The organism is uncultured Gemella sp. (genome assembly GCF_963519265.1).
In the GTDB taxonomy this organism is placed as follows: Bacteria; Bacillota; Bacilli; order Staphylococcales; family Gemellaceae; genus Gemella.
Genome location: NZ_CAUQNQ010000004.1, coordinates 1 through 25067, shown reverse-complemented (window position 1 = coordinate 25067; position 25067 = coordinate 1). Strand labels below are relative to the sequence as shown.

19 protein-coding genes and 1 other annotated feature are annotated in these 25067 nt (G+C 31.1%); of the genes, 17 read left to right on the top strand and 2 right to left on the bottom strand.

What is annotated here, in order from left to right:
- Positions 1–688: 688 nt before the first annotated feature.
- From RWN11_RS01200 to RWN11_RS01155, 10 genes are all read left to right on the top strand, one after another.
- On the top strand, positions 689–1888 hold the full coding sequence (locus RWN11_RS01200) for a hypothetical protein (protein ID WP_314159969.1): 1200 nt from the start codon (positions 689–691) through the stop codon (positions 1886–1888).
- Between the two features lie 505 nt (positions 1889–2393).
- The gene (locus RWN11_RS01195) at positions 2394–3209 is read left to right on the top strand and encodes an ABC transporter ATP-binding protein (RefSeq protein ID WP_314159968.1); all 816 of its coding nucleotides are present in this window, start codon (positions 2394–2396) and stop codon (positions 3207–3209) included.
- Position 3210: 1 nt separating this feature from the next.
- Positions 3211–3984: an ABC transporter permease gene (locus RWN11_RS01190; protein ID WP_314159967.1), complete on the top strand. Its 774-nt coding sequence runs from the start codon at positions 3211–3213 to the stop codon at positions 3982–3984.
- A gap of 1 nt (position 3985) precedes the next feature.
- A complete protein-coding gene (locus RWN11_RS01185) occupies positions 3986–4774 on the top strand; it encodes an ABC transporter permease (protein WP_314159966.1) in 789 nt (262 codons plus the stop codon).
- A gap of 438 nt (positions 4775–5212) precedes the next feature.
- Positions 5213–6025: a Cof-type HAD-IIB family hydrolase gene (locus RWN11_RS01180; RefSeq protein ID WP_314159965.1), complete on the top strand. Its 813-nt coding sequence runs from the start codon at positions 5213–5215 to the stop codon at positions 6023–6025.
- 16 nt (positions 6026–6041) lie between these two features.
- Positions 6042–6518, top strand: coding sequence for a 23S rRNA (pseudouridine(1915)-N(3))-methyltransferase RlmH (gene rlmH, locus RWN11_RS01175; protein ID WP_048803186.1), 477 nt, complete (start codon positions 6042–6044; stop codon positions 6516–6518).
- A gap of 108 nt (positions 6519–6626) precedes the next feature.
- Positions 6627–7505, top strand: a complete 879-nt coding sequence (locus RWN11_RS01170) for a restriction endonuclease (protein ID WP_314159964.1) — start codon at positions 6627–6629, stop codon at positions 7503–7505.
- A 13-nt stretch (positions 7506–7518) separates the two neighbouring features.
- The gene (locus RWN11_RS01165) at positions 7519–8307 is read left to right on the top strand and encodes a hypothetical protein (protein ID WP_314159963.1); all 789 of its coding nucleotides are present in this window, start codon (positions 7519–7521) and stop codon (positions 8305–8307) included.
- A 218-nt stretch (positions 8308–8525) separates the two neighbouring features.
- Entirely contained in the window at positions 8526–9956 is a 1431-nt protein-coding gene (locus tag RWN11_RS01160; protein ID WP_314159962.1) for a sodium:alanine symporter family protein, read from the top strand.
- A 141-nt stretch (positions 9957–10097) separates the two neighbouring features.
- Positions 10098–10317: a binding site (T-box leader), on the top strand.
- A 102-nt stretch (positions 10318–10419) separates the two neighbouring features.
- The gene (locus RWN11_RS01155) at positions 10420–13062 is read left to right on the top strand and encodes a valine--tRNA ligase (RefSeq protein WP_399535790.1); all 2643 of its coding nucleotides are present in this window, start codon (positions 10420–10422) and stop codon (positions 13060–13062) included.
- 235 nt (positions 13063–13297) lie between these two features.
- Here the strand turns inward: RWN11_RS01155 and RWN11_RS01150 are convergent, their stop codons facing one another.
- Both RWN11_RS01150 and RWN11_RS01145 read right to left on the bottom strand, forming a co-directional pair.
- Positions 13298–13435 carry an LPXTG cell wall anchor domain-containing protein gene (locus RWN11_RS01150; RefSeq protein WP_314159961.1) on the bottom strand — a complete coding sequence of 46 codons (138 nt, stop codon included), beginning with the start codon at positions 13433–13435 and terminating at the stop codon, positions 13298–13300.
- Positions 13436–13452: 17 nt separating this feature from the next.
- The gene (locus tag RWN11_RS01145; RefSeq protein WP_314159960.1) at positions 13453–14052 is read right to left on the bottom strand and encodes a hypothetical protein; all 600 of its coding nucleotides are present in this window, start codon (positions 14050–14052) and stop codon (positions 13453–13455) included.
- Between the two features lie 251 nt (positions 14053–14303).
- Here RWN11_RS01145 and RWN11_RS01140 point away from each other — a divergent pair, with 251 nt between their 5' ends.
- From RWN11_RS01140 to RWN11_RS01110, 7 genes are all read left to right on the top strand, one after another.
- Complete coding sequence (locus RWN11_RS01140; RefSeq protein WP_314159958.1) at positions 14304–14921, top strand: CBS domain-containing protein; 618 nt, start codon at positions 14304–14306, stop codon at positions 14919–14921.
- Between the two features lies 1 nt (position 14922).
- Positions 14923–15732, top strand: a complete 810-nt coding sequence (locus RWN11_RS01135) for a pyruvate, water dikinase regulatory protein (RefSeq protein ID WP_314159957.1) — start codon at positions 14923–14925, stop codon at positions 15730–15732.
- Positions 15733–15785: 53 nt separating this feature from the next.
- Positions 15786–18422 (top strand): pyruvate, phosphate dikinase, encoded by a 2637-nt coding sequence (gene ppdK, locus RWN11_RS01130; protein ID WP_314159956.1) that lies wholly within the window; start codon positions 15786–15788, stop codon positions 18420–18422.
- A 368-nt stretch (positions 18423–18790) separates the two neighbouring features.
- Positions 18791–21331 (top strand): transglycosylase domain-containing protein, encoded by a 2541-nt coding sequence (locus RWN11_RS01125; protein ID WP_314159955.1) that lies wholly within the window; start codon positions 18791–18793, stop codon positions 21329–21331.
- A 181-nt stretch (positions 21332–21512) separates the two neighbouring features.
- Positions 21513–22373: an RNase adapter RapZ gene (gene rapZ, locus RWN11_RS01120; protein WP_314159954.1), complete on the top strand. Its 861-nt coding sequence runs from the start codon at positions 21513–21515 to the stop codon at positions 22371–22373.
- A gap of 4 nt (positions 22374–22377) precedes the next feature.
- Entirely contained in the window at positions 22378–23361 is a 984-nt protein-coding gene (gene yvcK / locus RWN11_RS01115) for a YvcK family protein (protein ID WP_048803173.1), read from the top strand.
- A gap of 22 nt (positions 23362–23383) precedes the next feature.
- Complete coding sequence (locus tag RWN11_RS01110; protein ID WP_314159953.1) at positions 23384–24733, top strand: glucose-6-phosphate isomerase; 1350 nt, start codon at positions 23384–23386, stop codon at positions 24731–24733.
- The last annotated feature ends 334 nt before the right edge of the window (positions 24734–25067 follow it).

Sequence of the window (25067 nt, the reverse complement as noted above, 5' to 3'; positions counted from 1 at the left end):
GGCTTTGTTAAAGTAAACAATAATTTCATTATATAATTCAGCCTCTATTGTCATCCAAATAGATGTTTTTAAAATTTATTGTGCTATGAATTTGTAGATTTAACTATACTTTAATTACATAGAAGATATAGGGGGGACTAAAAGACCAGTAGAAAGCATAGTACGTATAAATTTAAAATTTTTATTCATGAAATATACCTCCGCTTATGAATGTAAAGCATAATATAGTAATTACAGATAGATTAAATCATACTTCTATTATTAACGCTTTCATTGTAACGTGTTTTTGTGTTAAAGTCAATTAAAGACAATAAAACGTATATTTTATGGGAGATTGTATAATTAGATTAGACACTCAAAAATAAAGAGGGATTAGTATATATAATTAGATATAATATTTTTGTATTTAAAAAATCCTTTATTAGTTTTCTCTAACATTAAAAATTCGTAATTTTCAAATTATTTATTTATATTATAAGGTATTAATATATTTTTTGTTTTTTCAGATATTTATTCTCTTTTTTCAGAAAAAAGAATTGACTATATAATGTATTAGTGCTAATATAGATTCATATTTTATTTATGGCTTCTGGAATGATATCATATAAAGTGTTTTCAGAACTCAGAGGTTTTGGAAATATGAAAGATATAATTCGAATCAACTTACTCACATGGGAGGTGTATAATTTTGAAATTACTAAAAATATTTCCTAAGAATTTTATTAATCTAATCTTAGGGCGTTCGGTATTGAATATAGTAGATAGCTTTTATATGGTTGCGGTAACGATTGCTTTGGTAGAAGTATATAGTATAGAAGCAAGTACTTTGACGTCGTTTGCTTTAATAGGAATGATTCCATCGCTAGTCGCATTTTCATATAGTTATTTCTTTAATAAGATAAAAAATACAAAGTTTTGGATTCTCTGTTTCCAAATTATGCATATTATTTTAGTCAGTCTTTTAATATTTGCATTAGTTAATAAAGCTCATATTTCTTTTATATTTATTTATAACTTTTTATTTAACTTAGTAAATTGTGTTCTTACTTCATTAAATGTAAAAGTGACACCAGAAGTTCTTGATAATGATAATAATTTGATTAAAAAATCAGTTGATATTCAATATTTTACATCAAACTCATTAGATATACTTAGTAATTTCGTTGCATCGCTGTTACTTGGTTTTATCACTTATTTATCACTTATGCAACTAAGTATTCCAATCTTTTTAGCGGGAGTATACTTTTTTACAAAGTTAAACCTGAATAAAAATATCCAGACTATCGAAGAAACTGAGGAAACAGAAGAGGTGGTTGAGGCTAGTATAGTCGGCAATATAAAGACATTGTTTTCACGAAAAGCAGCGTCAAAGATAATTGTTATCGAAGCATTTCTTAGTGGTGCTACTGACTTGCTTTTAAAACTGCTTCCGCTTTATCTTATTAGCATAAATATTGATGTAAAATGGTTAGCTTTAGTTCTTTCTGTATGGCGTGGTGCGGACTTAGTAGGAGCAATGGTTGCACCTTTTGTAAAAGTTCCTCCAAAAAATTTCTTTTATATGGATTATTTGATATCAGGAACTAGCTTTTTATTAGTATTTATAATAGATAATAGTTATCTAAAATTATTGTTTTTCTTTATCACCTTCGTCGTAATAGGAGTTTCTGGAAACTTCTTTGAAAAAATGCTTTATGATGATTATGAGGGAGAAGATTTTGGAGCTATTCACACTATCATAACTAGTTTTTATTCAGTATTTGGCGTCTTGTTTTTATTAATACCTTTCGTTTATGACAATATAAAAGTTCTTGGAGTATCTTTGAACATATTAACAATAATGTTTGGTTTGGGAATATTTGTTTTATTGAAATTTGAAAAACGTTAAAAGGAAAAAATATATCATAAGTATTTAAAAGAAGAAATAGAACGAAGGATAAATAATAATTCATAAAGAAAAAAGAATAGAAATTCATTCGAAAAGTGGCTGACCAAAAGGTCCTAAATTTTAACAAAGTGTATATGAAAACTCATAGACGCAGTGGTTTATTGATATCTAAATTCGCTTTATAAAAGCTTTTTAGATATCTAATAAACTTTGCGGGGGTGACTCGACAAAATCGATTTCTACGAAATCACGATTTTTGAGTCACTCCCTTTTCACTATGAGAGAGTAGTGTAATCTGATATAATGTATAGAAGCAAAAGATAAGATTATAGATTTTTTTAAATCTCCTAAAGGAGTTTTTGTATGATAAAATTAGTTGTTACAGAAATAACAACGTAAAGTAGAATATAAATAAACGTTATTGAAGTCTCTCTATTAAGGGATTTGAATATAATTAGTTGTTGAAAAGTCTAGGTTGGAATTATTTTAGGAAATGGAGAAAGTGATGGATAATATAATAGATGTAAAAGGTCTAAAAAGAAGTTTTAAGACTCCGAAAAATGGTGAATTTGAAGCTATAAAAGGAATAGACTTTTCAGTGAAAGAAGGAGAAATTTTTGGTTTACTTGGACCTAATGGTGCGGGTAAAACAACAACAATAAAAATTTTGACTACGATGCTTGCTCCAAGCGAAGGAGAAGCAAAAGTGTTTGGGTTTGATACTTTTTCGGAAGCCAAAAAAGTTAGAGAATATATTAATTTTGTTTTTGGTGGTGAGAGGAGCCTTTATTGGCGGCTTAGTGCAAGAGATAATTTGGCATATTTTGCAGATCTATACAAAATTCCTAGTAAAGATCAAAAAGAGTTAATTGAAAAATTAATAGCTCAAGTGGGGTTAAGTGAGTTTATAGATAAAAAGGTAGAAACTTTCTCCAAAGGAATGAAACAAAGACTTCAAATTGCAAGAGCATTATTAAATAATCCAAAAGTAATATTTTTAGATGAACCGAGTATTGGATTAGACCCAGTAGGAGCAAAAGAATTAAGAGAATTAATAAAAAAACTGTCTAAAGAAGGAGTAACTATTTTACTAACAACTCATTATATGCCAGAAGCAGAAGAACTTTGTGATAGAATTGCAATAATAAAAAAAGGTAAGTTACTGGCTATAGACGATGTAGTAGGTCTCCAAAATTTAGTTTCTAACGAAAGAAAAGAAGAAATAAAAGCAAAGAAAGAACGCGAACAAGAAGAGAAAAATAAAAAGAATTTAGAAATAACGTTAGAAGATATTTATATAGAGCTATTGGGGGATGCATAATATGTTAAGAGCGATATTAATGAGTGCCAAAGTTCAGATGAAACAATCGATAGCACGCCCAATGTTTAGATTTTGTATTTTTATTAGCCCGATATTAAGTGGAATTTTACTCGGGATGATTTATCAAAATCGTAGTGTGGAAGATTTTATGTTATATGCTTTTATAGGAGCGGGAATTACTACTTTTTGGGGAAGTATTTGTTTTTCATCAGCCAGTGATATGGATAGAGAAAAATGGCTAGGAACTATGCCAATGATTTTCACCTCACCGATAGGTTTCGAAAATATCATTTTTGGAAAAATTTTAGGGAATACACTTTGGGGAATTTTTAGTTTTGGACTTAATATGCTGACGGTAAAAATTTTATTTAATAAATCTATCCAGTTTGCAAGTTTTAGTTATTTTGTATTAATAACAATCTTAATGATAGTATCTATGATAGCTGTCGGTTTTATGATGGCAGGATTATTTACTTTATCTAGAAAAATAAGTATTCTTATGAATGTTATTGATTATCCGATAATAATGCTAACTGGGATGGTCTTTCCTATTTCGATTTTCCCAAAATTTATTCAATATATTTCATACTTATTGAGTCCAACATGGGCGATGGAAGGTTATAAATTAGCTGTTCAAGGTGGCAGTAATGAAGAATTATTGAGAGTAGCTTTTATACTGGTGATTATTATAATTATTTATTTTATTATTAGTATATTTTCATTTAGAAAAATTAAGCAACTATGTGTTATTAATGGGACTTTGGAGGTATTTTAATATGGAAAATATGTATAGATTTTTTAGAAGAGTTAGTTTTTCATATAAAATGTCTTCGGTATTAAATGATTGGCGTGCTTTCTTTACTATAGATTTGTTAATTCCACTAATGCAAATGATGTGTTATTCACTAGTAGGATACTATGTTTATGGTGCGGAAAATATTGAAAAATGGGTTATAAGTAATGCGATAGTAACTAGTGCATTTACGGCAATTTATAGAGTTGGTCTTCAGTTAGCGAGGGAGAGGGCAAGTGGAACATTGTCTCTAATGTTAGCTACTAAAACGAGTATTTCAGAAATATTAATTTCAAGTGCAATCTCAACTATGTTACTAAGTTTTGTATCGGTAGTTTTTGGAGTTAGCGTACTTAGTTTATTATTAGGACTAGCTTGGAATGGACAAAAAATATTGGAGTTTGTTTTTATTTTAATATTAGCAATATTTGTAGCGACTTGTTTTGGATTTTTTATCTCGTGTTTAATATTATTAACGACAGAAATTCACCTAGTAACGAATACTATAGACAAAGTGCTTTTAATATTTACAGGAGCGAATTTTCCAGTTAGTAATTTTCCATATTTAGTAGAGCAATTTTGCTATACTTTACCTCTAACACGATCTATACTTTTAGCGCAAAAATTAATAGGTGGAGAGAGTATAATAAGCAACATATATCTAATTAGAGGAGAGTTAGTGTTAGCTTTTGTATTTTTAATATTAGGAATAGTGTTGTTGAAAAATATGGAGAAAGCTGCCATAAAAGGAAGCAAATTAGATTTACTGTAAGTAAATATAAGTCTCAGAGTAGAAATGCTTTGAGTCTTATTTTTTATGTTAATTTTAGAAAAAACTTAATATTAGAGTGATTTAATGAGGAAAACGGAGGGGGCTGCCCCAAAAGTCCTAAATTTTAACAAGGTTTATATGAAAATCCATAGACGCAGTGGTTTATTGATATCTAAATTCGCTTTATAAAAGTTTTTTAGATATCTAATAAACTGTGCGGGGGTGACTCGACAAAATCGATTTCTTCGAAATCACGATTTTTGAGTCACTCCCTTTTCACTATGAGAGATTAAGGTTATCTGATATAATATATTGAGTAAACAAGGGTTAAACAGATTTGTAGAATATGATTAAATTAAGGATAGAACAAATCGTTAAATGATGCACCCCCTAAGAGGGTTTTGCACCCCCCCTAGTGATAAAAAAAGGAGCTTTTGTATGATAAAATTAGTTGTTACAGATATTGATGATACACTATTAAATAGTGATCGTGAGATTTCTAAGAAAAATAGAGAAGTAATTGGAGAGTGTAAGAAACAAGACATTAAAGTTATTTTAGCATCAGGTAGACCTGATTTTGGAATGATGAGTATAGTAGAAGATTTACAACTTGATAGTTATGATAACTACTTACTTTCGTTTAATGGAGCTAGAATTGCTAATCTTAAGACGAATGAAGTAATCTATGAGAAGTTTTTATCTCCTGAGAGAATTAAGTTCTTAATAGATGTTGCTTTGGAGAATGATTGTGATATTCTTACTTACCAAGGTGGGAAAGTTCTTACGAATCGTGATAATGAATATGCAAGAATTGAATCTAGTTTAGTAGACGCTGAGTTAGTTATTAGTGAAAATATGAAAGATGATATTAAAGAAGGTGCGGCTAAGGTAATAATTCTTAAGCATCCCGATGAAGCTATTGCAGCGAAAGATAAACTGGCGCTTGAATTAGGTGATGAGTATGAGGTTGCTATGTCTAAACCGTTCTTTATCGAGATTAATGATAAAGATATTTCTAAAGGAGTATCTTTAGATTCATTATGTAAAAAACTTGGTTTAACAAATGAGAATGTAATGGCATTAGGTGATGGGCTTAATGATTTAAGTATGATTGAGTTCGCCGGTATGGGAGTTGCGGTTGATAATGCAAATCCTACTTTAAAAGAAGCGGCGAATTTCATTTCTAAGTCAAATGATGAAGATGGTTTCGCTTATGCTATTGAAAAATTTGTTCTTGGTAAAGATGTGTAGGTAGAAAGAGGTTCTGATGAAAGTAACTTTGATTTGTGTAGGTAAAGTTAAGGAGAAATTTTATAGAGACGCTATAAAAGAATATGAAAAACGTCTTGGAGCATATATTAAGTTAAATACTATAGAAATTTCTGATGAAAAAGTAAAGGTAGAAAATGATTCAGAAATAGCTCTTGCGATGGAAAAAGAGGGGAATAACATATTATCAAAAATTAAAGATAATCAATATGTTATTACTTTGGAAATTTTAGGTAAGAATTTATCGAGTGAAGAATTTGCATCAAAAATTGATAATTTAATGCTTACAGGTAAGAGTGATGTAGCATTGGTAATCGGTGGAAGTTATGGTCTTTCTGATAGCGTGAAAAAGCGTAGTGATTTTGCATTATCGTTTAGTAGAATGACGTTTCCACATCAAATGATGCGTGTTGTTTTACTTGAACAAGTGTATAGAGCTTACCGTATAATAACAGGCGCAAGTTATCATAAATAATTGTAAAGGATGAGGTTGTATTTTCAGACAATTTCATTCTTTTTTTGCTATTAAATTATAAAGATTTTTAGTATAATAAAGGTGAAGGAAATAAAGGAGGGAGAATTTGTGAATATATTTAAAATGACAACTAGTCAGAAAGATAATGTTATTTCTAAAGAAATAATTATTGCACTTAGAAAAAAAGGGGGAAGTGATACAAAAAGAGCGATAGTAGAGTATCTTAGAAAAAATTCTGAAGTTATAACTGAAGAATATATTGATTTTCGTCGTATTTCTGAGAAGAGTAATAAAGAATATTCACCTTTTGAGTTTTTTATTAATTTTAGTTTGAATTATTTAGAAAGAGCGGAATTTTTAAAGAAAGAAAATAAAATATACACTCTTACGGATAAAGGGCGAGAGGCTAACCTTGAAGTTTTAGATTTTTCTGCTATATATAAAGAAATTAATAAGGAAATTAAACGGAACAAAGAGGTCGTTGATATTGAAGAGGTAATTACGTTCGATGAGAAAGAAATTGTAGAAGATCAATGGAGAGTCGAGCTAATTGAGAAATTAAAAAAATTTAGCCCAGCAAAATTTGAGATGTTCGCAAGAAAACTCGTTTCGAAGATGAATGTTGAAATGGATGAAAAGATAGGGATTCAAGTTTCTAATGATGGTGGATTAGATGGGTTTGGATATATAACAAGTGATGATTTTCGAACTGCGAGAGTTGCTATTCAGGCTAAAAGATGGGAAGGTAATGTTCCTTCTCCTGAAATAGATAAGTTTAGAGGGGCAATGGATAAATATAATGCTGAGTTTGGAATATTTATCACGACATCGAAATTTTCAAAAGTTGCCATAGAAGCATCTCGTTTGGGAACTAGAGCCATTACTCTGATTGATGGAGATATCATTGCTGATTTAGTAGCTAAATATGAATTATATGTTAAACCTGTAACAACTTATGTGTTAGATGAATTTTATGATAGTGAATAAGGGGGAATTATTTATGTTTAATTTAGATGAATACATGCTACATCAAGTGTTAGCTATAGTTGGAATAGTATTATTTATATTTGTTTTTGTTGGGTATATTATCACAGCTATTTTTTCAAAAATTATGTTTGATATACTTGGGGTTAGGTCAGGACTCGCGTTTATACCTTTCTATAATACTTATAGAATTTATAAAGAGTACAAAGGACGTGTATGGAAAAATAATTGGGGAATAGCTTATTTACTAACTTTTGCGATTCCATCTGCTGTAATTGGGGTCTTATTGCTATTACTGATAGATTTACGATTTACTACTGATGTTTTTAAGGAACAGTATGCTGGTTTGCTAATTACTGGACTCGTATTATTAGTGGTCGGGGGATTAGTAGTTTATATATTTAACTTTATTATGTTATTTATAATGTACTTACCAATTTTTGATACAAAAGGTAGACGAGTGGTATTGTATATTCAAGCTGGATTAACAGTATTATCTATGTTTAGTGCATTTATTTTCCAGGGGAACACTACCTTAGCGAATATTTTTTCAGTAGGTCAGTTAATATTCTCTATTGTCTTTATGGTTGTCTACTTTGTTGCTGCGACAGATATTAGAGCTAGAATTAGAAGTGGAGAATATGTACTTCAGGAGAAGTTAGATTATAGGACTTTAAACAGTTATGAAATAAATTCTATTTTAAAAGCTCGAGGTAGAAGATTAGTAGTTCCTAACATGAATAATAGCTTCAGTGATTATCCAAAGAATAATAACGAAGAAGTAAATAGAATTGAATATGTATAAAGTAGGAAATTCAGGTAATTTAGAAATGATGTTTAAATTACCTGGATTTTTTATGTTAGATTTCAAAATTTCTCGGTGTATTTTTTGTAAATATGAGAAGAATTGTTCATTTTGGTTAGGTTTATGTTAGATTTTCTCACGTATATTTAGAGATATTGTATTTTATACAGTATAATAGAAAACGTAATAAAATAAATTTAATGAGGAGTTGACTCTTAATGGATAGATTTTTAGAATTGTTAAATACCGTTAACGACTTTATGTGGACTTATTTCCTAATTGGGTTAGTGATGGTATCTGGTATTTATTTTACATTTAGTACGAAGTTTGTACAATTTACTTATATTAAAGAAATGTTCAGACTTATTACTGAGAAGCCTAAAGTTGGAGAAGACGGAGAACAAAAAGGGGTTTCAGCATTTCAAGCATTCACTATTTCAGCTGCGTCAAGAGTAGGTACTGGAACAATTGCCGGGGTTGCTATTGCGATTGCAATGGGTGGACCTGGATCAGTATTTTGGATGTGGGTGATGGCTCTATTTGGAGGAGCTTCATCATTTGCCGAATCAACATTAGCTCAAGTATATAAAGTTCGTGATAAAAAAGGTGTTTATCGTGGGGGACCTGCTTACTATATGGAAAAAGGTCTTGGACAAAAATGGATGGGTGTACTGTTTGCTATTGTTATTTCAGTAACTTATGGTATAGCATTTAACTCAGTTCAAACTAATACTATTGCACAGGCTTTACAAGTTTATAATGTAAATACTCATATCGCAGGAATTGCACTATTAATTCTTACAATTTTCGTAATCTTTGGTGGTGTAACAAAAGTTGTTAAAATTACTCAATGGTTAGTTCCTGTAATGGCAGTAGCGTACTTATTTATCGTATTAGTTATTATGGTTATTAATATTGACAAATTACCTGGTGTTCTTGTTCAAATCGTTAGATCAGCATTTGGTCTTGAACAAGTAGGTGGTGGAGTAATTGGTATGGGGACATCAATTCTTTTAGGAATTAAACGTGGTATGTTCACTAACGAAGCCGGTTTAGGGTCTACTCCTAACGCTGCGGCAACAGCTGATAGTACTCACCCAGCCAAACAAGGATTTATCCAAACTCTAGGAGTTTACTTCGATACATGTTTAGTATGTACAGCAACAGCATTTTTAATCTTACTATACCCTGGTGTTGAATATGGTGCTGGTAAGTTACAAGGGATTCAACTTACTCAAGCTGCTTTAACTTCACAAGTAGGAAGCATTGGAACAATCTTTTTAATCGTAGCTATTTTCTTATTTGGATATAGTTCTGTAATTGGGAACTACTACTACGGAGAAACGAACATTCAATACTTACTTCCTAAGAAATGGGCAGTAAATGTTTACCGTGTTATTGTATGTATCTTTGTATATGTAGGAAGTATCATGGACCTAAACTTAGTTTGGGGATTAGCCGATGTAACAATGGGGATTATGAGTTTACTTAACTTAATCGCGATTATCGGTCTTTCTGGTGTAGTTTATGTAGTATTAAAAGACTATGTGAAACAACATAAACAAGGAAAAGATCCAGAATTCTATTTAGATAACTTACCAATTAAAATAGATAACGCCACAGCATGGAAAAATAGAAAAGAAGATTAATATTTAAAAAGTACTTCGATGATGGAATTAGATTTCTAATCATTGAAGTACTTTTTTATAATGTATAGATAGTTATATTCTCATTTCACTTGCATTATAAAAAAAAGTATGTTATTATATTAAACATATTTTAATTATAAAATATATGCGATGAGCCGATAAGTAGAAGTTCTTGCGTACCGTAGGATACAGAAAAGAAATCAGTGGTTGAGAGATTTCTCCTAGGCAGGACTTTGAAGTAGCCGGTGAGCATTTAGAGTGAAAGTAAGTAGCTTTAAACGTGGTTAGAGCGTTAATCTTATTAAGTGCTAATTTATATAATTAGAATAAAGGTGGTACCACGGAAACTTTCGTCCTTATGTAAGGATGGAGGTTATTTTTTTTACCTAGAAAAAATATCACCAATATAACTAGTAAAAGTAAAAATAATTAATAATAAAATAAAAATTTAGGAGGAATAGTCATGACTGAAATGTCTACAAAATATAATCCGACCGAAGTAGAAAATAATCGCTACAACTGGTGGTTGGAAAAAGAAGTTTTTAAAGCTGATAATAAAAGTAAAAAGAATCCATATACAATCGTAATTCCACCACCAAACGTAACTGGTAAATTACACATTGGGCATGCTTGGGATACAACTCTACAAGATATGTTAACACGTTATAAACGTCTTAAAGGATTTGATGTACTTTACCTTCCAGGAATGGATCACGCTGGTATCTCTACACAAGCCAAAGTAGAAGCTAAAATGCGTGAAGAAGGATTAAGTCGTTATGACTTAGGTCGTGAAAAATTCTTAGAGCGTGCATGGGAATGGAAAGAAGAGTATGCTGGATATATTCGTGCACAATGGGCTAAACTTGGATTAGGTTTAGACTATTCAAGAGAAAGATTTACATTAGATGAAGGATTAAATAAAGCAGTAACGAAAATTTTCGTAGATCACTACAACAATGGAACAATCTACCGTGGTGAGAAAATTATCAACTGGGATCCAGTTCAAAGAACTGCATTATCTAACATCGAAGTAATTCACAAAGACGTAGAAGGTGCATTCTATCACCTTAAATATTTCTTAGCTGATGGAAGCGGGGATTATCTAGAAGTAGCAACTACTCGTCCTGAAACTCTATTTGGGGATACTGCGGTTGCTGTTCATCCTGAAGATGAAAGATATCAAAAATATATTGGTAAAACAGTTCTTTTACCAGTAACAAATAAAGAAATTCCTGTTATTGCAGATGAATATGTAGAAAAAGATTTCGGAAGTGGGGTAGTTAAAATAACTCCTGCTCACGATCCAAACGACTTTGAAGTGGGTGAACGTCATAACTTAGAACGTATCATCGTTATGGATGAAGGTGCTGTTATGAATGAATACGCTGATAAGTATAACGGTATGGATCGTTTCGAATGTCGTAAAGCTCTTATCGCTGATTTACAAGAAAGTGGAGTATGCTTCAAGATTGAAAAACACCTTCACTCAGTAGGTCACTCTGAGCGTAGTGGCGCTGTTGTTGAACCATACCTTTCTAAACAATGGTTTGTTGATATGAAGCCTCTTGCTGATAAAGTTTTAGAAAACCAAAAAGATACAGATAGAAAAGTTAACTTCTATCCACCTCGTTTTGAAAATACGTTAAACACTTGGATGGAAAATATCCAAGACTGGTGTATTTCGCGTCAATTATGGTGGGGGCACCGTATTCCAGCATGGTATCACAAAGAAACTGGTGAAGTTTATGTTGATGTAAACCCACCAAAAGATATTGAAAACTATGTTCAAGATGAAGACGTTCTTGATACTTGGTACTCTTCAGCATTATTCCCATTCTCTACATTAGGATGGCCAGACTTAGAAAGTGAGGATTTCAAACGTTACTATCCAAATAGTTGTCTAGTAACTGGATATGACATCATCTTCTTCTGGGTTGCTCGTATGGTATTCCAAGGATTAGAATTTACAGGTACTCGTCCATTTGAAGATTGTTTAATTCACGGTTTAGTACGTGATGAACAAGGTCGTAAGATGAGTAAATCACTTGGTAATGGTGTAGATCCAATGGAAGTAATCGAACAATATGGAGCTGATAGCTTACGTTATTTCTTAGCTACTAACTCAACACCAGGTCAAGACTTACGTTACTCAACTGAGAAAATCGAAGCAAGTTGGAACTATATCAATAAAATTTGGAACGCTTCTCGTTTCGTAATCATGAACCTTGAAGGTTTCGAATATAGTGATATTGATTTAACTGGAGAAAAAACATTAGCTGATAAATATATCTTAACAAAACTTGCTAAAACTATTGAAGACTTCGAAAGATTATTCGAAAAATATGAGTTTGGTGAAGCAAGCCGTATTCTTTACAACTTTGTATGGGAAGAATTCTGTTCATGGTATATTGAAATTGCTAAGATTTCATTAAATGGTGAAGATGAAGCTGCTAAGAAAACTACTAAATCTATTTTAGTATATGTTCTTGATGCTTCTCTAAAAATGTTACATCCATTTATGCCGTTCGTAACTGAAGAAATTTGGCAACATATTCCTCACATAGGAGATAGTATTGTAACTAGTGAATTTGCTAAAGTTGATGCAAGTCTAGTATTTGAGAAAGAAACTGAAGATATGCAATTCATCCAAGATGTAATCACAGCAGTTCGTAATATCCGTAGCGAAGTGAATGCGCCAATGTCTCGTGAGATTCCTATTAAGATTAGATACTCACAAGATAGTGTAAAAGAAGTATTATTAAATGGTAGTGCGTATTTAGAGAAATTTGCTCGTCCTAGCGAACTTATTATCGAACGCGAAGTAGAAGCAAGTGAAACTGACATCAGTCGTATTTTACCAGGTGCTGAAATCTATGTTTCATTAAGTGACTTAATCGATGTAGACAAAGAAAAAGAACGTCTAGGAAAAGAATTAGAAAAATTACAACAAGAATTAGATAGAGTAAATAAAAAACTTTCTAATGAAAAATTTGTCGGTTCTGCTCCAGAAGCGGTTGTAGCTAAAGAAAAAGAAAAACAAGAAACATATCAAGAACAATATGATAGTGTTAAAGAAAGAATAGCTGCATTAGATAATTTAAAATAGTATAAAATAAAATAGATAGTGATTTGAAAATCGATACGATTTTCGAATCACTATCTTAATTTATGAGAAAAGGGAGCGACTCAAAAATCGTGATTTCGTAGAAATTGATTTTGTCAAGTCGTCCCTGTACAGTTTATTAGATTTCAAAAAAGCTTCTATAAAGCTATTTTTGAAATTAATAAACCACTGTGCCTATGAACTTTGTTAAATTTTAGGACTTTTGGATCAGTCCTTTCTAGTCATCTTTATTATTCTTTTTTCTCCATACTAGGAAGAAAATTATCGCGATTATTATGATTACACCAATGTATGCACCATAATTTTTAACTGCTTCACCTGTGCTAGGAAGGGTATTTAGTGATAGTAGATTCATGTTAAATCCTCGTTACACTATTTTTCGTCTTGATTTTCAGGTGTGTTGTTTAATACTTCTGTTTCAACTCGTTCTTTAACAGATTCTAAAGTTTCAGTTGATTTATTAGCGAAATCTTCAACTTTTTCTTGAACGTGTGATTCATCTACATCTTTTTTAATGTTAGAAACTTGATCTTTAATTTTTTCAAAAGATTCTTTTGCTTTTTCTTTATAAGCTTCTACAGAAGGTTTGAATTCTTCAACGATTTTCTTTGCATCACCTAGATTTTCTTTAACTTCTGCAGTGTATTCTTTTACGTTAGATACATGTCCTTTAATATCTGTTACATTATTAGATAATTCTTTTCCGTAATCAACAGCATCGTTGTATTTGTTCTCTAAAGCATTCTTAGCTTTTTTAAGATTTTTTACTAAATCATTGTATAAGTAGATTGCAGCTTCTTCAACACCATTTTTCTTAGTATAGCGAATCATGCAACGTGTGTAACCATAGTAATCTTTAGATTTTTTCTTAACGTATTCAGCGTGTTCTTCAACTTTATTTGGATTTTTTGAATAATAGTTAGCAACGGCTATTCCTGTACCGATTGCGAATAGTTTTGATAATTTTGACATACAATTTTTCCCCTCAATTTATTATTAGATTAATTATAACACATAAATATTTAAATTTAAATAAATATAGACACCTGGTAACTCTATTTTAATAATTTGGTAATAAATAGAATTAATCTCATGTATCATGGATGTTTTATTAGAAAAATATATTACATAATTTATAAATGTTACACATTAATTAAGGGTAGCGCTTGAATTAATGTGTAATATATTGTATAATAAAAAATATGATACAAGAAGGAGGAGCAATGAAACTTACTGAAAGACATAAAGCTATAATTGAAATAGTAAAGAATTTTGAGCCGATTACGAGTGATGAGATTGCCGAAAAGCTTTCTTTAGGGAAATCTACTTTAAGAAATGATCTAGCTGTCTTAGGGATGTTAGAAATTTTGGAAGCAAAACCAAATGTAGGTTACTATTATAATTATAACTTTTCATTAGGAGAACAACGTGAAGAAATAAGAAGTAAATTGGTAAAAGATGTAATGGGGATAGCTATTACTGCTAAAAGTACAGCGACTTATTCTGAAGTATTATCGAAATTATTCATTTATGATGTAGGGACTATTTTTATTGTTGATGAGAATAATCACCTTGCCGGTGTCACATCTAGAAAGGATATGCTGAAATTATCTAGAAATGCTGACGGACAAAATCTTCCTGTAGTATTAGCGATGACACGTGTACCGAATGTAATATACATATATGAAGATGAATTAGTGACAGATGCATTAAGAAAATTAATTTTACATGAGATTGATTGTTTGCCTGTTGTAAGGGATGAAAAAGATGGTAAGATAATCGTTGGGAAAATATCGAAAACTACATTAATTAAGTTATTATTGGAAATACTGGAGGGGTAATATGTTAACTGTACATATAATTTCAGATTCAATAGGGAATACTGCGAAGGATGTTGTAGATGCAGCTTTAGTACAGTTCTCTTATGGAAAAGCTGATTTTAAGGTATTGAAGAATTCAAATGTTTGTACGATAGAAAAAATAGATTGTATTATGTCGAATGTAAATGATGGGGATGTAATAGTTCAAACATTGGTGGATAGTACCTTAGCCGAATACGTGAAGAAAAAAGGGTTAGAAAAAAATATAAAAGTTATAGATCTGTTAAGTGAAATGCTAAATACTTTTGAAGATAAACTTGGAATAAAATCTGAGGGCAATCCAGGTTTAAACAGAAAAATGGGAACTGAGTACTTCAAAAGAGTTGATGCATTGGAATTTGCTGTGAAGTATGATGATGGTAAGGATATTAATGGTCTTAAAGAGGCGGATATTGTTATTTTGGGGGTATCAAGAACGTCTAAAACACCATTAAGCTTATATCTAGCAAATAGAAACATTAAAGTTATGAATGTTCCTATTGTACAAGATTTAATACTACCAGAGCAATTATATGAAGTAAAAAGAAAGATTATTGGTTTAACAAATTCAGTAGAACAACTTAATAAGTTGAGGGAAGAAAGACTAAAAACTTTAGGAGTGGATGGAAATACTGATTATACAGATGAAATCCAAATATTTGAAGAATTAGAGTACGCGTTAGAAATTATGGGGAAAATTGGTTGTCCGATAATAGATGTTCAAAATAAAGCTATAGAGGAAACTGCAGAATTAATAATTGGGATAATGAGAGAACGCGGCTTAGAAGTCTAACATTTAATAAATAATTATATACTGTAACAAAAATGTGATGGGGGAATTTTAAAATGACAAAAAAATATGTTTATAATTTCAGTGAAGGAAATAAAGATATGAGATCTTTACTTGGGGGTAAAGGTGCGAATCTTGCAGAAATGAAGGGATTAGGGATTAATGTACCACCTGGTTTTACTATTACTACAGAAAGCTGTAATAGTTATTATGAAAATGGGGAACGAATTAAACCTGAGATTTTAAAACAAATTAATGAACAATTAGAAATATTGGAAAAAAATATAGGTAAAGAGTTAGGAAGTATAGAAAATCCGTTATTAGTATCTGTACGAAGTGGTGCTGTATTTTCAATGCCTGGTATGATGGATACAATTTTAAATTTAGGATTGAATGATGAAACAACTATTGCCTTAGCTAAGAAAAATAATAATTATCGTTTTGCTTATGATAGTTATAGAAGATTTATTCAAATGTTCTCTGATGTAGTAATGGATGTAGAGAAATATAAATTTGAAGAAGTATTAACACGAGTAAAAAATGAAAATGGCTATGAACAAGATAGCGATATGAATGAAAAAGATTTATTTAAAGTTGTTGAGGAGTTCAAAGAAATTTACAGAAAAGAAGTAGGACGTGAATTTCCGATGAGTGTGAAGGAACAACTTATGCTAGCTATCGAAGCGGTATTTAAATCATGGAATAATAATCGTGCTAAAGTATATAGAAGACTTCATAATATTAGTGATAAACTAGGGACTGCTGTAAATATCCAAGCCATGGTTTTCGGTAATATGGGAGACAATTGTGGTACTGGAGTATCGTTTAGTAGAAATCCTGTAACTGGTGAAGATGAATTATTCGGAGAATATTTAATTAATGCACAAGGGGAAGATGTAGTTGCGGGAATTAGAACGCCGAAAAATATTAGTGTGCTAGCTGAAGATATGCCACATTTATATAAAGAGTTTGTGGAGCTTTCTAAAAAATTAGAAGGACACTACAAAGATATGCAAGATATTGAGTTCACTATTGAAGATGGTAAGCTATATATTCTTCAAACAAGAAATGCTAAGAGAACACCAAATGCAGTTGTTGAAGTTGCAGTTTCATTAGTAGAAGAAGGTGTTATTAGTAAGGAAGAGGCTATTTTAAGAGTAGGTACAGAAGAAATTAACAAACTTCTTCATTCTACATTTGAAGATAAATCATTGAAACAAGCACAACAATTAACTCAAGGATTAGCGGCTTCACCAGGAGCGGCAGTGGGAGCAATTTATTTTACTGCTCATGAAGCAGTTGAAGCAGCTAAAACAAAACCGGTTGTATTAGTAAGAGAAGAAACATCACCTGAAGATATTGAAGGAATGGTTAGCTCAGAAGCCATTGTAACTCTACGTGGAGGTATGACATCACATGCTGCGGTAGTAGCACGTGGAATGGGTAAATGCTGTGTATGTGGTTGTCAAAACATGATTATTAATTATGACGAAAAAACTTTAAAAATTGCTGGAATTACATTAAAAGAAGGAGATGTAATCTCTGTTGATGGAAGTAGTGGTAAGGTTTACCTGGGTGAAGTTGATAAAATAGATGCTAGATTCAGTGATAGATTCAATAAGCTTTTAGGATGGGCAGATGAAATTAGAAGTCTAAAAGTATTAGCAAATGCTGATAATGAAGTTGATGCAAAAGTTGCTTTCGAGTTTGGAGCTGAAGGAATTGGATTATGTAGAACAGAACATATGTTCTTTGAAGAAGATAGAATTAGTTTAGTTAGAAAAATGATATTAGCATCAGATACAAATGAAAGAATTAGATTCTTAGATAGATTACAACCAATTCAAAGTGATGATTTCTATAAAATTTTTAAAGAAGCAAGGGGTAAATCTGTTAACATAAGATTATTAGATCCACCACTTCACGAATTCTTACCGAAAGATGAAAAAACTGTAAAAGTTATTGCCGAGGAAATAGGTGTAAGTGTTAGTCAATTAGAAGCTAAAATTGCTAGTATTGCTGAATTCAACCCTATGATGGGACACCGTGGTTGCCGTCTAGGAATAACTTATCCAGAAATTTATTTAATGCAAGCAAAAGGGATTAGTTCAGCAGCGATTAGAGCACGTAAAGAAGGAATTGAAGTTAATGTAGAAATTATGATTCCGTTAGTAGGTTTAGAAAAAGAACTTTCAGTTCTACGTGAGCAAATAGTTGAATTAGTTGAAAAAGAAATACAGTTATACAATGCGGACTTTAATTATAAAGTAGGAACTATGATTGAAATACCACGAGCTTGTGTAGTAGCTGATAAGATTGCTGAACATGCAGATTTCTTCAGTTTCGGAACAAATGACTTAACACAATTAACATTTGGTTATTCAAGAGATGACGCTGAGAAATTTATCGATATCTATAAGAAAAAAAATATCTTAGAGTCAGATCCATTTGTTCATTTAGATGAGAGTGGAGTACTAGAGTTAATGAAGATTGCTGTCAATAAAGCAAAAGCGGTAAAACCTAATATTAAACTAGGAATTTGTGGTGAGCATGGAGGAGATGAAAAATCAATTCTACTTTGTTCAAAAATTGGTTTAGGTTATGTCTCTTGTTCACCATACCGAGTTATTATTGCGAGAATTGCAGCAGCTAAAGCAGCTATTAGTAATATAGAAGTAGCGTTAACTAAGTAAAATGTTAAAGAAGAAATAGAGGTTTTTAGTAATTTATCTACTAAGACTTTGCTATAATAATTAATGATTATATTAGCAGAATATAAGGGTGATTCTTAATGAATTATCCTTTTTTGAATTATGTTTACTAATATTAATTTGTAAAAAATTTAAATTAAGTATTAATTAACTGAACTATAATTATAAAATCTTTGTAAATGTTACAAAAATATTAAATAATAGTTAATATTATACAAAGTAAATTGATTTTTTTTTCATTATACATTAAAATTAATGTAGTATATTGTACCATTTTATATCGAAAAAAGGGTTCAAATCAAAATGAAAGTTAAATGAAAGTTTAAATATTGAAAAAGAGAGGATATACTATGGCAGAAAATAATAATAGTCGGCTATCGAGAAGAGATAGACACTCTCAGGAAAGAAAGAGTGTTATGCCAGGTGGATATATATCTAGAGGAAATAATAATCCAACAAATAATGGGCAACAAAGAAGACCATTAACAAATGAAGAAATAATGAGAAGAAATGCACAGAACGCAGGATCTTCCAATCAACAACAAAGAGCAGGTAATGCTAATCAAGGACAAGGAGTACCACCTGTTAGACCGAGAAATGCTCAACAATCAGCAAGAACTGGTAGACCAGGAGGGCCTAGACGTCCATTAGGTCCAAATAGAATTAGTAATCCAAATTCTAAAAAATCTAATAAAACTTTATGGATGAAAATATTGAGGTATGGGTTATATGCAGCAAGTGTTGCTATTATATCACTATTCTTATTATGTGTATTCTGGATTTATCAAGCACCTGCATTTGACTCTAAGATACTAGATAATAACTCAAGAACAGTCGTTTATGATGTTAATAATAATGAGGTGGCGAAATTAGGGAACCAAATTGGTGAAAATTTAAATACATCAGATATCCCAACAAAAATGCAAGATGCAATCTTAGCGACAGAGGATAATAGATTCTTCGAACATGGAGCAGTCGATTTTAGACGTTTAGTAGGAGCGGTATTTTCAAACCTTACAAGTGGATTTGGATCTCAAGGTGCGTCAACAATTTCTCAACAGTTAATCAAGAGAACATTCCTTGATGACAATAAGAGCGTTAAGCGTAAAGTTCAAGAAGCGTACCTTGCATATAAACTTGAACAAAACTATGATAAAGAGTCAATTTTTACAATGTATGTAAACAGAATCTATTATTCTGATGGAGTTTATGGGCTTAAAACAGCTGCTAAATATTATTACGGAAAAGAATTAAATCAACTTACTCTTCCACAAATGGCTCTTTTAGCAGGGATACCTCAACACCCTAATACGTATAACCCTTATGATAATCCAGAAGCGGCTAAAGCTCGTCGTGATACAGTGCTTTACTTAATGCAATATCATGGGAAAATTTCAGAAGCTGATTCACAAGCTGCGCAAAAAACTGACGTATTATCAGGGATAATACAGCGTGATGAAAGTGAACGTGTATTATTATCAAGTGAATTTGATTCAAAATATACTTCTTACATGAATCAAATTGTAAATGAATTAAAAAATAGTAAAGAATATAAAGATTATGAAGGAGACGTATTAAACTTAGGACTTAAGATTTATACAAACTTCGACTCTAAAATTCAAAATACGTTAACTGAAAGTGTTAATGCAAACTATGCTGGAATAAAACAAGCAAGTAATGTAGCGATGGTAGTACTAAACAATGAAAATAGTGGTATTGCCGCATTATACGGTGGTAAAAAACAAACATTCCATGGGTTTAATATTGCAACACAAGCTAAATTACAACCTGGTTCATCGATTAAACCAATACTAGCTTTCGGACCAGCGATTGAGTATTTAAATTGGGGTTCTGATCATATAGTTAATGACTCTAAACTTCAAGGTTCACAAATTCAAAACTGGGATAGAAGATTTCATGGTAATACTACTATAAATAATGCATTAGTATGGTCATACAATATTCCAGCGATTAAAACATACCAAGAGGTTGGGTTTAATAGAGTAAAACAATATGCAGCTAATGTAGGTATGGAAATCACAGATGATTCTATTACTACGCCAATAGGAGGAAGTGGAGATGGATTTTCGCCATTACAAATGGCAGGAGCATATGTTCCATTTAGTAATGGAGGATACTATGCAACGCCGAAAGCTATTAAAAAGGTCTACGATAGTGAAGGTTCTGAAGTGAAGAGCTTTAGCAAAGATGATAGAAAACGTGTTATTAAAGAATCTACAGCATATATTATGACATCAATGTTAAGAAATGGAGTAAATGGTTTAGCTTCGTTTGCTCGTATTAGTGGAGCTGATATGGCTGTTAAGACAGGTACAACTACATTCGGTGAAGGAGAAGCTCAAAAGTATAATTTTGATATAGATAATTATTCTAAAGATTCTTGGACAATTGGATATACTAGTAATTATACGATGGCTGTATGGCAGGGATTTGATGCAATAGATGGTCCAACGAAGTATATGACTCAAGAAGATACACAAAAAACACAAGCATTGTATAGAATTAATATGCAAAATATAGTACGTATCCATCCACCTAAAGGATTTAAAGTCCCAGAAAATGTAGGATCTATTAATGGAGGAGTTAAGGTTATTTCTGATAATGAGCGTCGAGAAATTGAAGAGAAAAATAGACGTAATCAAGAAGAAAAAGAGAAAGATAGAAATAACAATAATAATAACGATAATAACAGCAATGAAAATAATAATCGTAACGGAAATAATTCTGAAGATAATAATGGTAATACATCAAATCAAAACGGCCAACAAAATGGAAATAATAATAGTTCCCAATCACGAGGAGGGAATTCTAATGTAGTTCAACCTAGTGGAAGAAATACTGGGAATAATACTACTAGAGGTAATGGGTAATTAGTGATAAACCTACTGTAAAAGAAATCTAAACAGTAGGTTTATTTTTTATAATTTTAAAATACTACACAAATAAATAGAAATGGTGTACAATATAGGAATGGAGCAGTTTATTTCTTTGTTAAACTGAATTTATCATTCCATAAAACTTACATAATATTATAAAGATGGATGTGAAGCTATGAAGAAAAAATTAGTTATTATAACAGGAATAAGTGGAGCAGGGAAAAATACAGCATTAGAAATTTTTGAAAATCAGGGGTATTTTTGTACAGATAATTTGCCCGGATTGGTTGTAGAGGATTTTTTAAGAATAATTGAAGAAAAAGATATTGATAAAACCGCTATAAGTATTGATATAAGAAGTAAAGTCTTATTTGTTGATTTAAAAGAGGTATTAAAAAAAATACAACAAAATGAATATTTTGATGTTCGTATAATATTTTTAGATAGTGAAGACCAAGTATTGGTAAATAGATATAAAGAGACTAGAAAAAATCATCCATTATCTAGTGAGTTCAGTTTGCTTGAGGGAATTGCTCAAGAAAGAAAAGATATGGATACTATTAAAGGTATAGCGAATTATATTTATGATACTACAAATACAACAATTAAAGATCTTAAGAAAAAAATATTAGAGGATTTTGGAATTGAAAAGAAAGATAGTTATCATATTACTATCTCTAGTTTCGGATATAAATATGGTGTGCCAATTGATGCAGATAACATAGTAGATGTTCGTTTTTTAAGAAATCCATTTTATACAAATGAACTACGAGAAAAAACAGGTCAAGATAAAGAAGTTTATGATTATGTTTTTGAAGATGAAGTCACTAAAGAATTTTATGATAGATATCTAGAATTAATGACTTATATGATTGATAAGTACCAATATGAAGGAAGAGATAAAGTCGCAATAGCTGTAGGATGTACCGGAGGAAAACATAGATCGGTTAGTGTAGCAAGAAGGTTACATGAGGATATATCAAAGTTAGGTTATAGAGTACATCTAGAACATCGCGATATTAATAAGGGTAGGTAGTAAAATGAGAACTAAAGTAAAAGTAGTTACTATTGGTGGAGGAACAGGTTTATCAGTTCTTTTAAGAGGTTTGAAAAAATATCCACTTGACATAACGGCAGTAGTAACAGTAGCAGATGATGGTGGAAGTTCTGGGAAAATACGTAGTGATATGAATATTCCTTCACCAGGGGATATTAGAAATGTTATTGCAGCTTTGTCAGATGTAGAACCATACTTAGAAAAGATGTTTCAGTATCGTTTTGATAGTGGAGAAATAAAAGGTCACCCAGTTGGTAATTTAATGATAGCTGCCATGACAGATATTCATGGTGATTTTTCTACTGCGGTTAAGGTTATGAGTAGAATCTTAAATGTCCGTGGAACAGTATTGCCAACAACTAATGATATAGCAACGTTAAATGCTGTTCTTTCAACAGGAGAGATTATACGAGGAGAATCTTCGATAACAGGAGCTGGCGGAGAGATTGATCATGTTTATATTACACCTTCTAGGGTAAAACCTAATGAAGATGTATTAAAAGCTATAGAACAGGCAGATTATATAATAATGGGACCAGGTAGTTTATATACTTCAATTATTCCAAATTTAGTGATTTCTCAAGTTTCGGAGAAAATTAGAGAAAGTAAAGCTAAAAAAATATATGTATGTAATGTTATGACTCAACATGGTGAAACTGACAATTATACTGTATCTGATCATATTATTGCAATAAACAAACATGTGGAAGAAAACATTTTTGATCTAGTAATTGCAAATTCTCGTGAATTCGATGATAGTATTTTATCGAAATATCACAAAGAAAAACAAGAACCGGTCAAAATCGATCAAGACGAAATAGAAAAACTTGGAATAAAATTGATAAAAAATAATGATGTAGGAATCGTTGATAATAATACGATTAGGCACAATGCAGAAAAAGTTTCTGAATTAATTTACGATTATATTATAGACGACAAGCCAACAATGATTTATAATAAAAGATGAAAATAAAAAAAGGAGAACAAAAATGCACTTAAATTTTGATTATTCGAAAGCACTAAACTTCTTTAACGAACAAGAAGTGAAAAATATGGAAGGTTATGTGAAAGTTGCACATGATCAATTACACAATAAAACTGGAATAGGAAATGACTTCCTAGGATGGTTAGATTTACCAACTAATTATGACAAAGAAGAATTTGCTAGAATTAAAGAAGCTAGTAAAAAAATCCAAAGCAATTCTGATGTACTAGTAGTTATTGGTATTGGGGGATCTTACCTTGGAGCTCGTGCTGCAATAGAAATGCTAAATGATAGCTTCTATAACTTCTATGAAGAAGGAAGAAAAACACCGAAAATTTTCTTCGTTGGTCATACTATTTCTTCAAGTTACACTCAAGAATTAGTGAATTACTTAAAAACTACAGGAAAAGATTTCTCTGTAAATGTAATTTCTAAATCAGGAACAACTACAGAGCCTGCTATTGCATTCCGTATTTTCAAAGAATTACTTGAAGAAAAATATGGTAAAGAAGGAGCTAAAGAAAGAATCTTCGCTACTACTGATAAAGCTCGTGGAGCATTAAAATCATTAGCTGATGATGAAGGATATGAAACATTTGTAGTACCTGATGATATCGGTGGACGTTTCACAGTTCTTACTGCGGTAGGGTTACTTCCAATTGCTGTAAGTGGAATTGATATTGATAAAATGATGGCTGGAGCTAAATTAGCTCAAGATGAACTTTCTTCACCAGATTTAAGTACTAACATTGCTTACCAATATGCTGTAATGCGTAATGTATTACAACAAAAAGGTAAATTAATCGAAATTCTTGTTTCTTATGAACCATCAATGGTTTACTTCAATGAATGGTGGAAACAACTTTACGGTGAGTCTGAAGGTAAAGATGGAAAAGCATTATATCCATCAAGTGTGTGCTTCTCAACAGATCTTCACTCTATGGGACAATATGTTCAAGAAGGGCGTCGTATTCTAATTGAAACTATTTTAAAAGTTAAATCTCCAAATAAAGATATTGAACTTAAAGAAGCTGAAAATAACTTAGATGGACTTAACTATTTAGCAGGAAAAACTATGAACTTTGTAAATACTAAAGCATTTGAAGGAACTCTTCTTGCTCACACTGATGGAGGAGTACCTAACTTTGTAGTAGAGCTTCCAGATATGAGTGAGTTTACATTTGGATACTTAGTATACTTCTTCGAAAAAGCTGTAGGTATTTCTGGATACATGCAAGGATTAAATCCATTTGACCAACCAGGAGTAGAAGCGTATAAGAAAAATATGTTTGCTCTTCTTGGAAAACCAGGATTTGAAGACTTAAAAGCAGAATTAGAAGAAAGATTAAAATAATCACAAATAATATAAAAACTGATAAAGGAATAATGTTCCTTTATCAGTTTTTTTGTATATTAGATAATTTAATTTTACTATTCAAATATTTTAAGTATGGTGGCGGACGGTTCCATCTAACTTTAATTGTCATTTAGACAATTAAAGTGGATATTACACCTTAAAATTAAGCTTGTAATCTTAATTTTACCGATGGAACTTTTCAAGTTCCATTATCACCATTACAAAATATTTGAGTAAAATTAATTAATTCATTTATTAGTCAAGTTCATATTTTTCGGCAGTGTCAAGATTTTTGTGTAAACACAATCTGATGTTTTAAATAAAGTTAACT

Bases quoted from the DNA above. Each gene is read 5' to 3' on its own strand.
- RWN11_RS01195 (WP_314159968.1), top strand. From the start codon at position 2,394: ATGGATAATATAATAGATGTAAAAGGTCTAAAAAGAAGTTTTAAGACT.
- RWN11_RS01190 (WP_314159967.1), top strand. From the start codon at position 3,211: ATGTTAAGAGCGATATTAATGAGTGCCAAAGTTCAGATGAAACAATCG.
- RWN11_RS01185 (WP_314159966.1), top strand. From the start codon at position 3,986: ATGGAAAATATGTATAGATTTTTTAGAAGAGTTAGTTTTTCATATAAA.
- RWN11_RS01180 (WP_314159965.1), top strand. From the start codon at position 5,213: ATGATAAAATTAGTTGTTACAGATATTGATGATACACTATTAAATAGT.
- rlmH (WP_048803186.1), top strand. From the start codon at position 6,042: ATGAAAGTAACTTTGATTTGTGTAGGTAAAGTTAAGGAGAAATTTTAT.
- RWN11_RS01165 (WP_314159963.1), top strand. From the start codon at position 7,519: ATGTTTAATTTAGATGAATACATGCTACATCAAGTGTTAGCTATAGTT.
- RWN11_RS01160 (WP_314159962.1), top strand. From the start codon at position 8,526: ATGGATAGATTTTTAGAATTGTTAAATACCGTTAACGACTTTATGTGG.
- RWN11_RS01155 (WP_399535790.1), top strand. From the start codon at position 10,420: ATGACTGAAATGTCTACAAAATATAATCCGACCGAAGTAGAAAATAAT.
- RWN11_RS01150 (WP_314159961.1), bottom strand. From the start codon at position 13,435: ATGAATCTACTATCACTAAATACCCTTCCTAGCACAGGTGAAGCAGTT.
- RWN11_RS01145 (WP_314159960.1), bottom strand. From the start codon at position 14,052: ATGTCAAAATTATCAAAACTATTCGCAATCGGTACAGGAATAGCCGTT.
- RWN11_RS01140 (WP_314159958.1), top strand. From the start codon at position 14,304: ATGAAACTTACTGAAAGACATAAAGCTATAATTGAAATAGTAAAGAAT.
- RWN11_RS01135 (WP_314159957.1), top strand. From the start codon at position 14,923: ATGTTAACTGTACATATAATTTCAGATTCAATAGGGAATACTGCGAAG.
- ppdK (WP_314159956.1), top strand. From the start codon at position 15,786: ATGACAAAAAAATATGTTTATAATTTCAGTGAAGGAAATAAAGATATG.
- RWN11_RS01125 (WP_314159955.1), top strand. From the start codon at position 18,791: ATGGCAGAAAATAATAATAGTCGGCTATCGAGAAGAGATAGACACTCT.
- rapZ (WP_314159954.1), top strand. From the start codon at position 21,513: ATGAAGAAAAAATTAGTTATTATAACAGGAATAAGTGGAGCAGGGAAA.
- yvcK (WP_048803173.1), top strand. From the start codon at position 22,378: ATGAGAACTAAAGTAAAAGTAGTTACTATTGGTGGAGGAACAGGTTTA.
- RWN11_RS01110 (WP_314159953.1), top strand. From the start codon at position 23,384: ATGCACTTAAATTTTGATTATTCGAAAGCACTAAACTTCTTTAACGAA.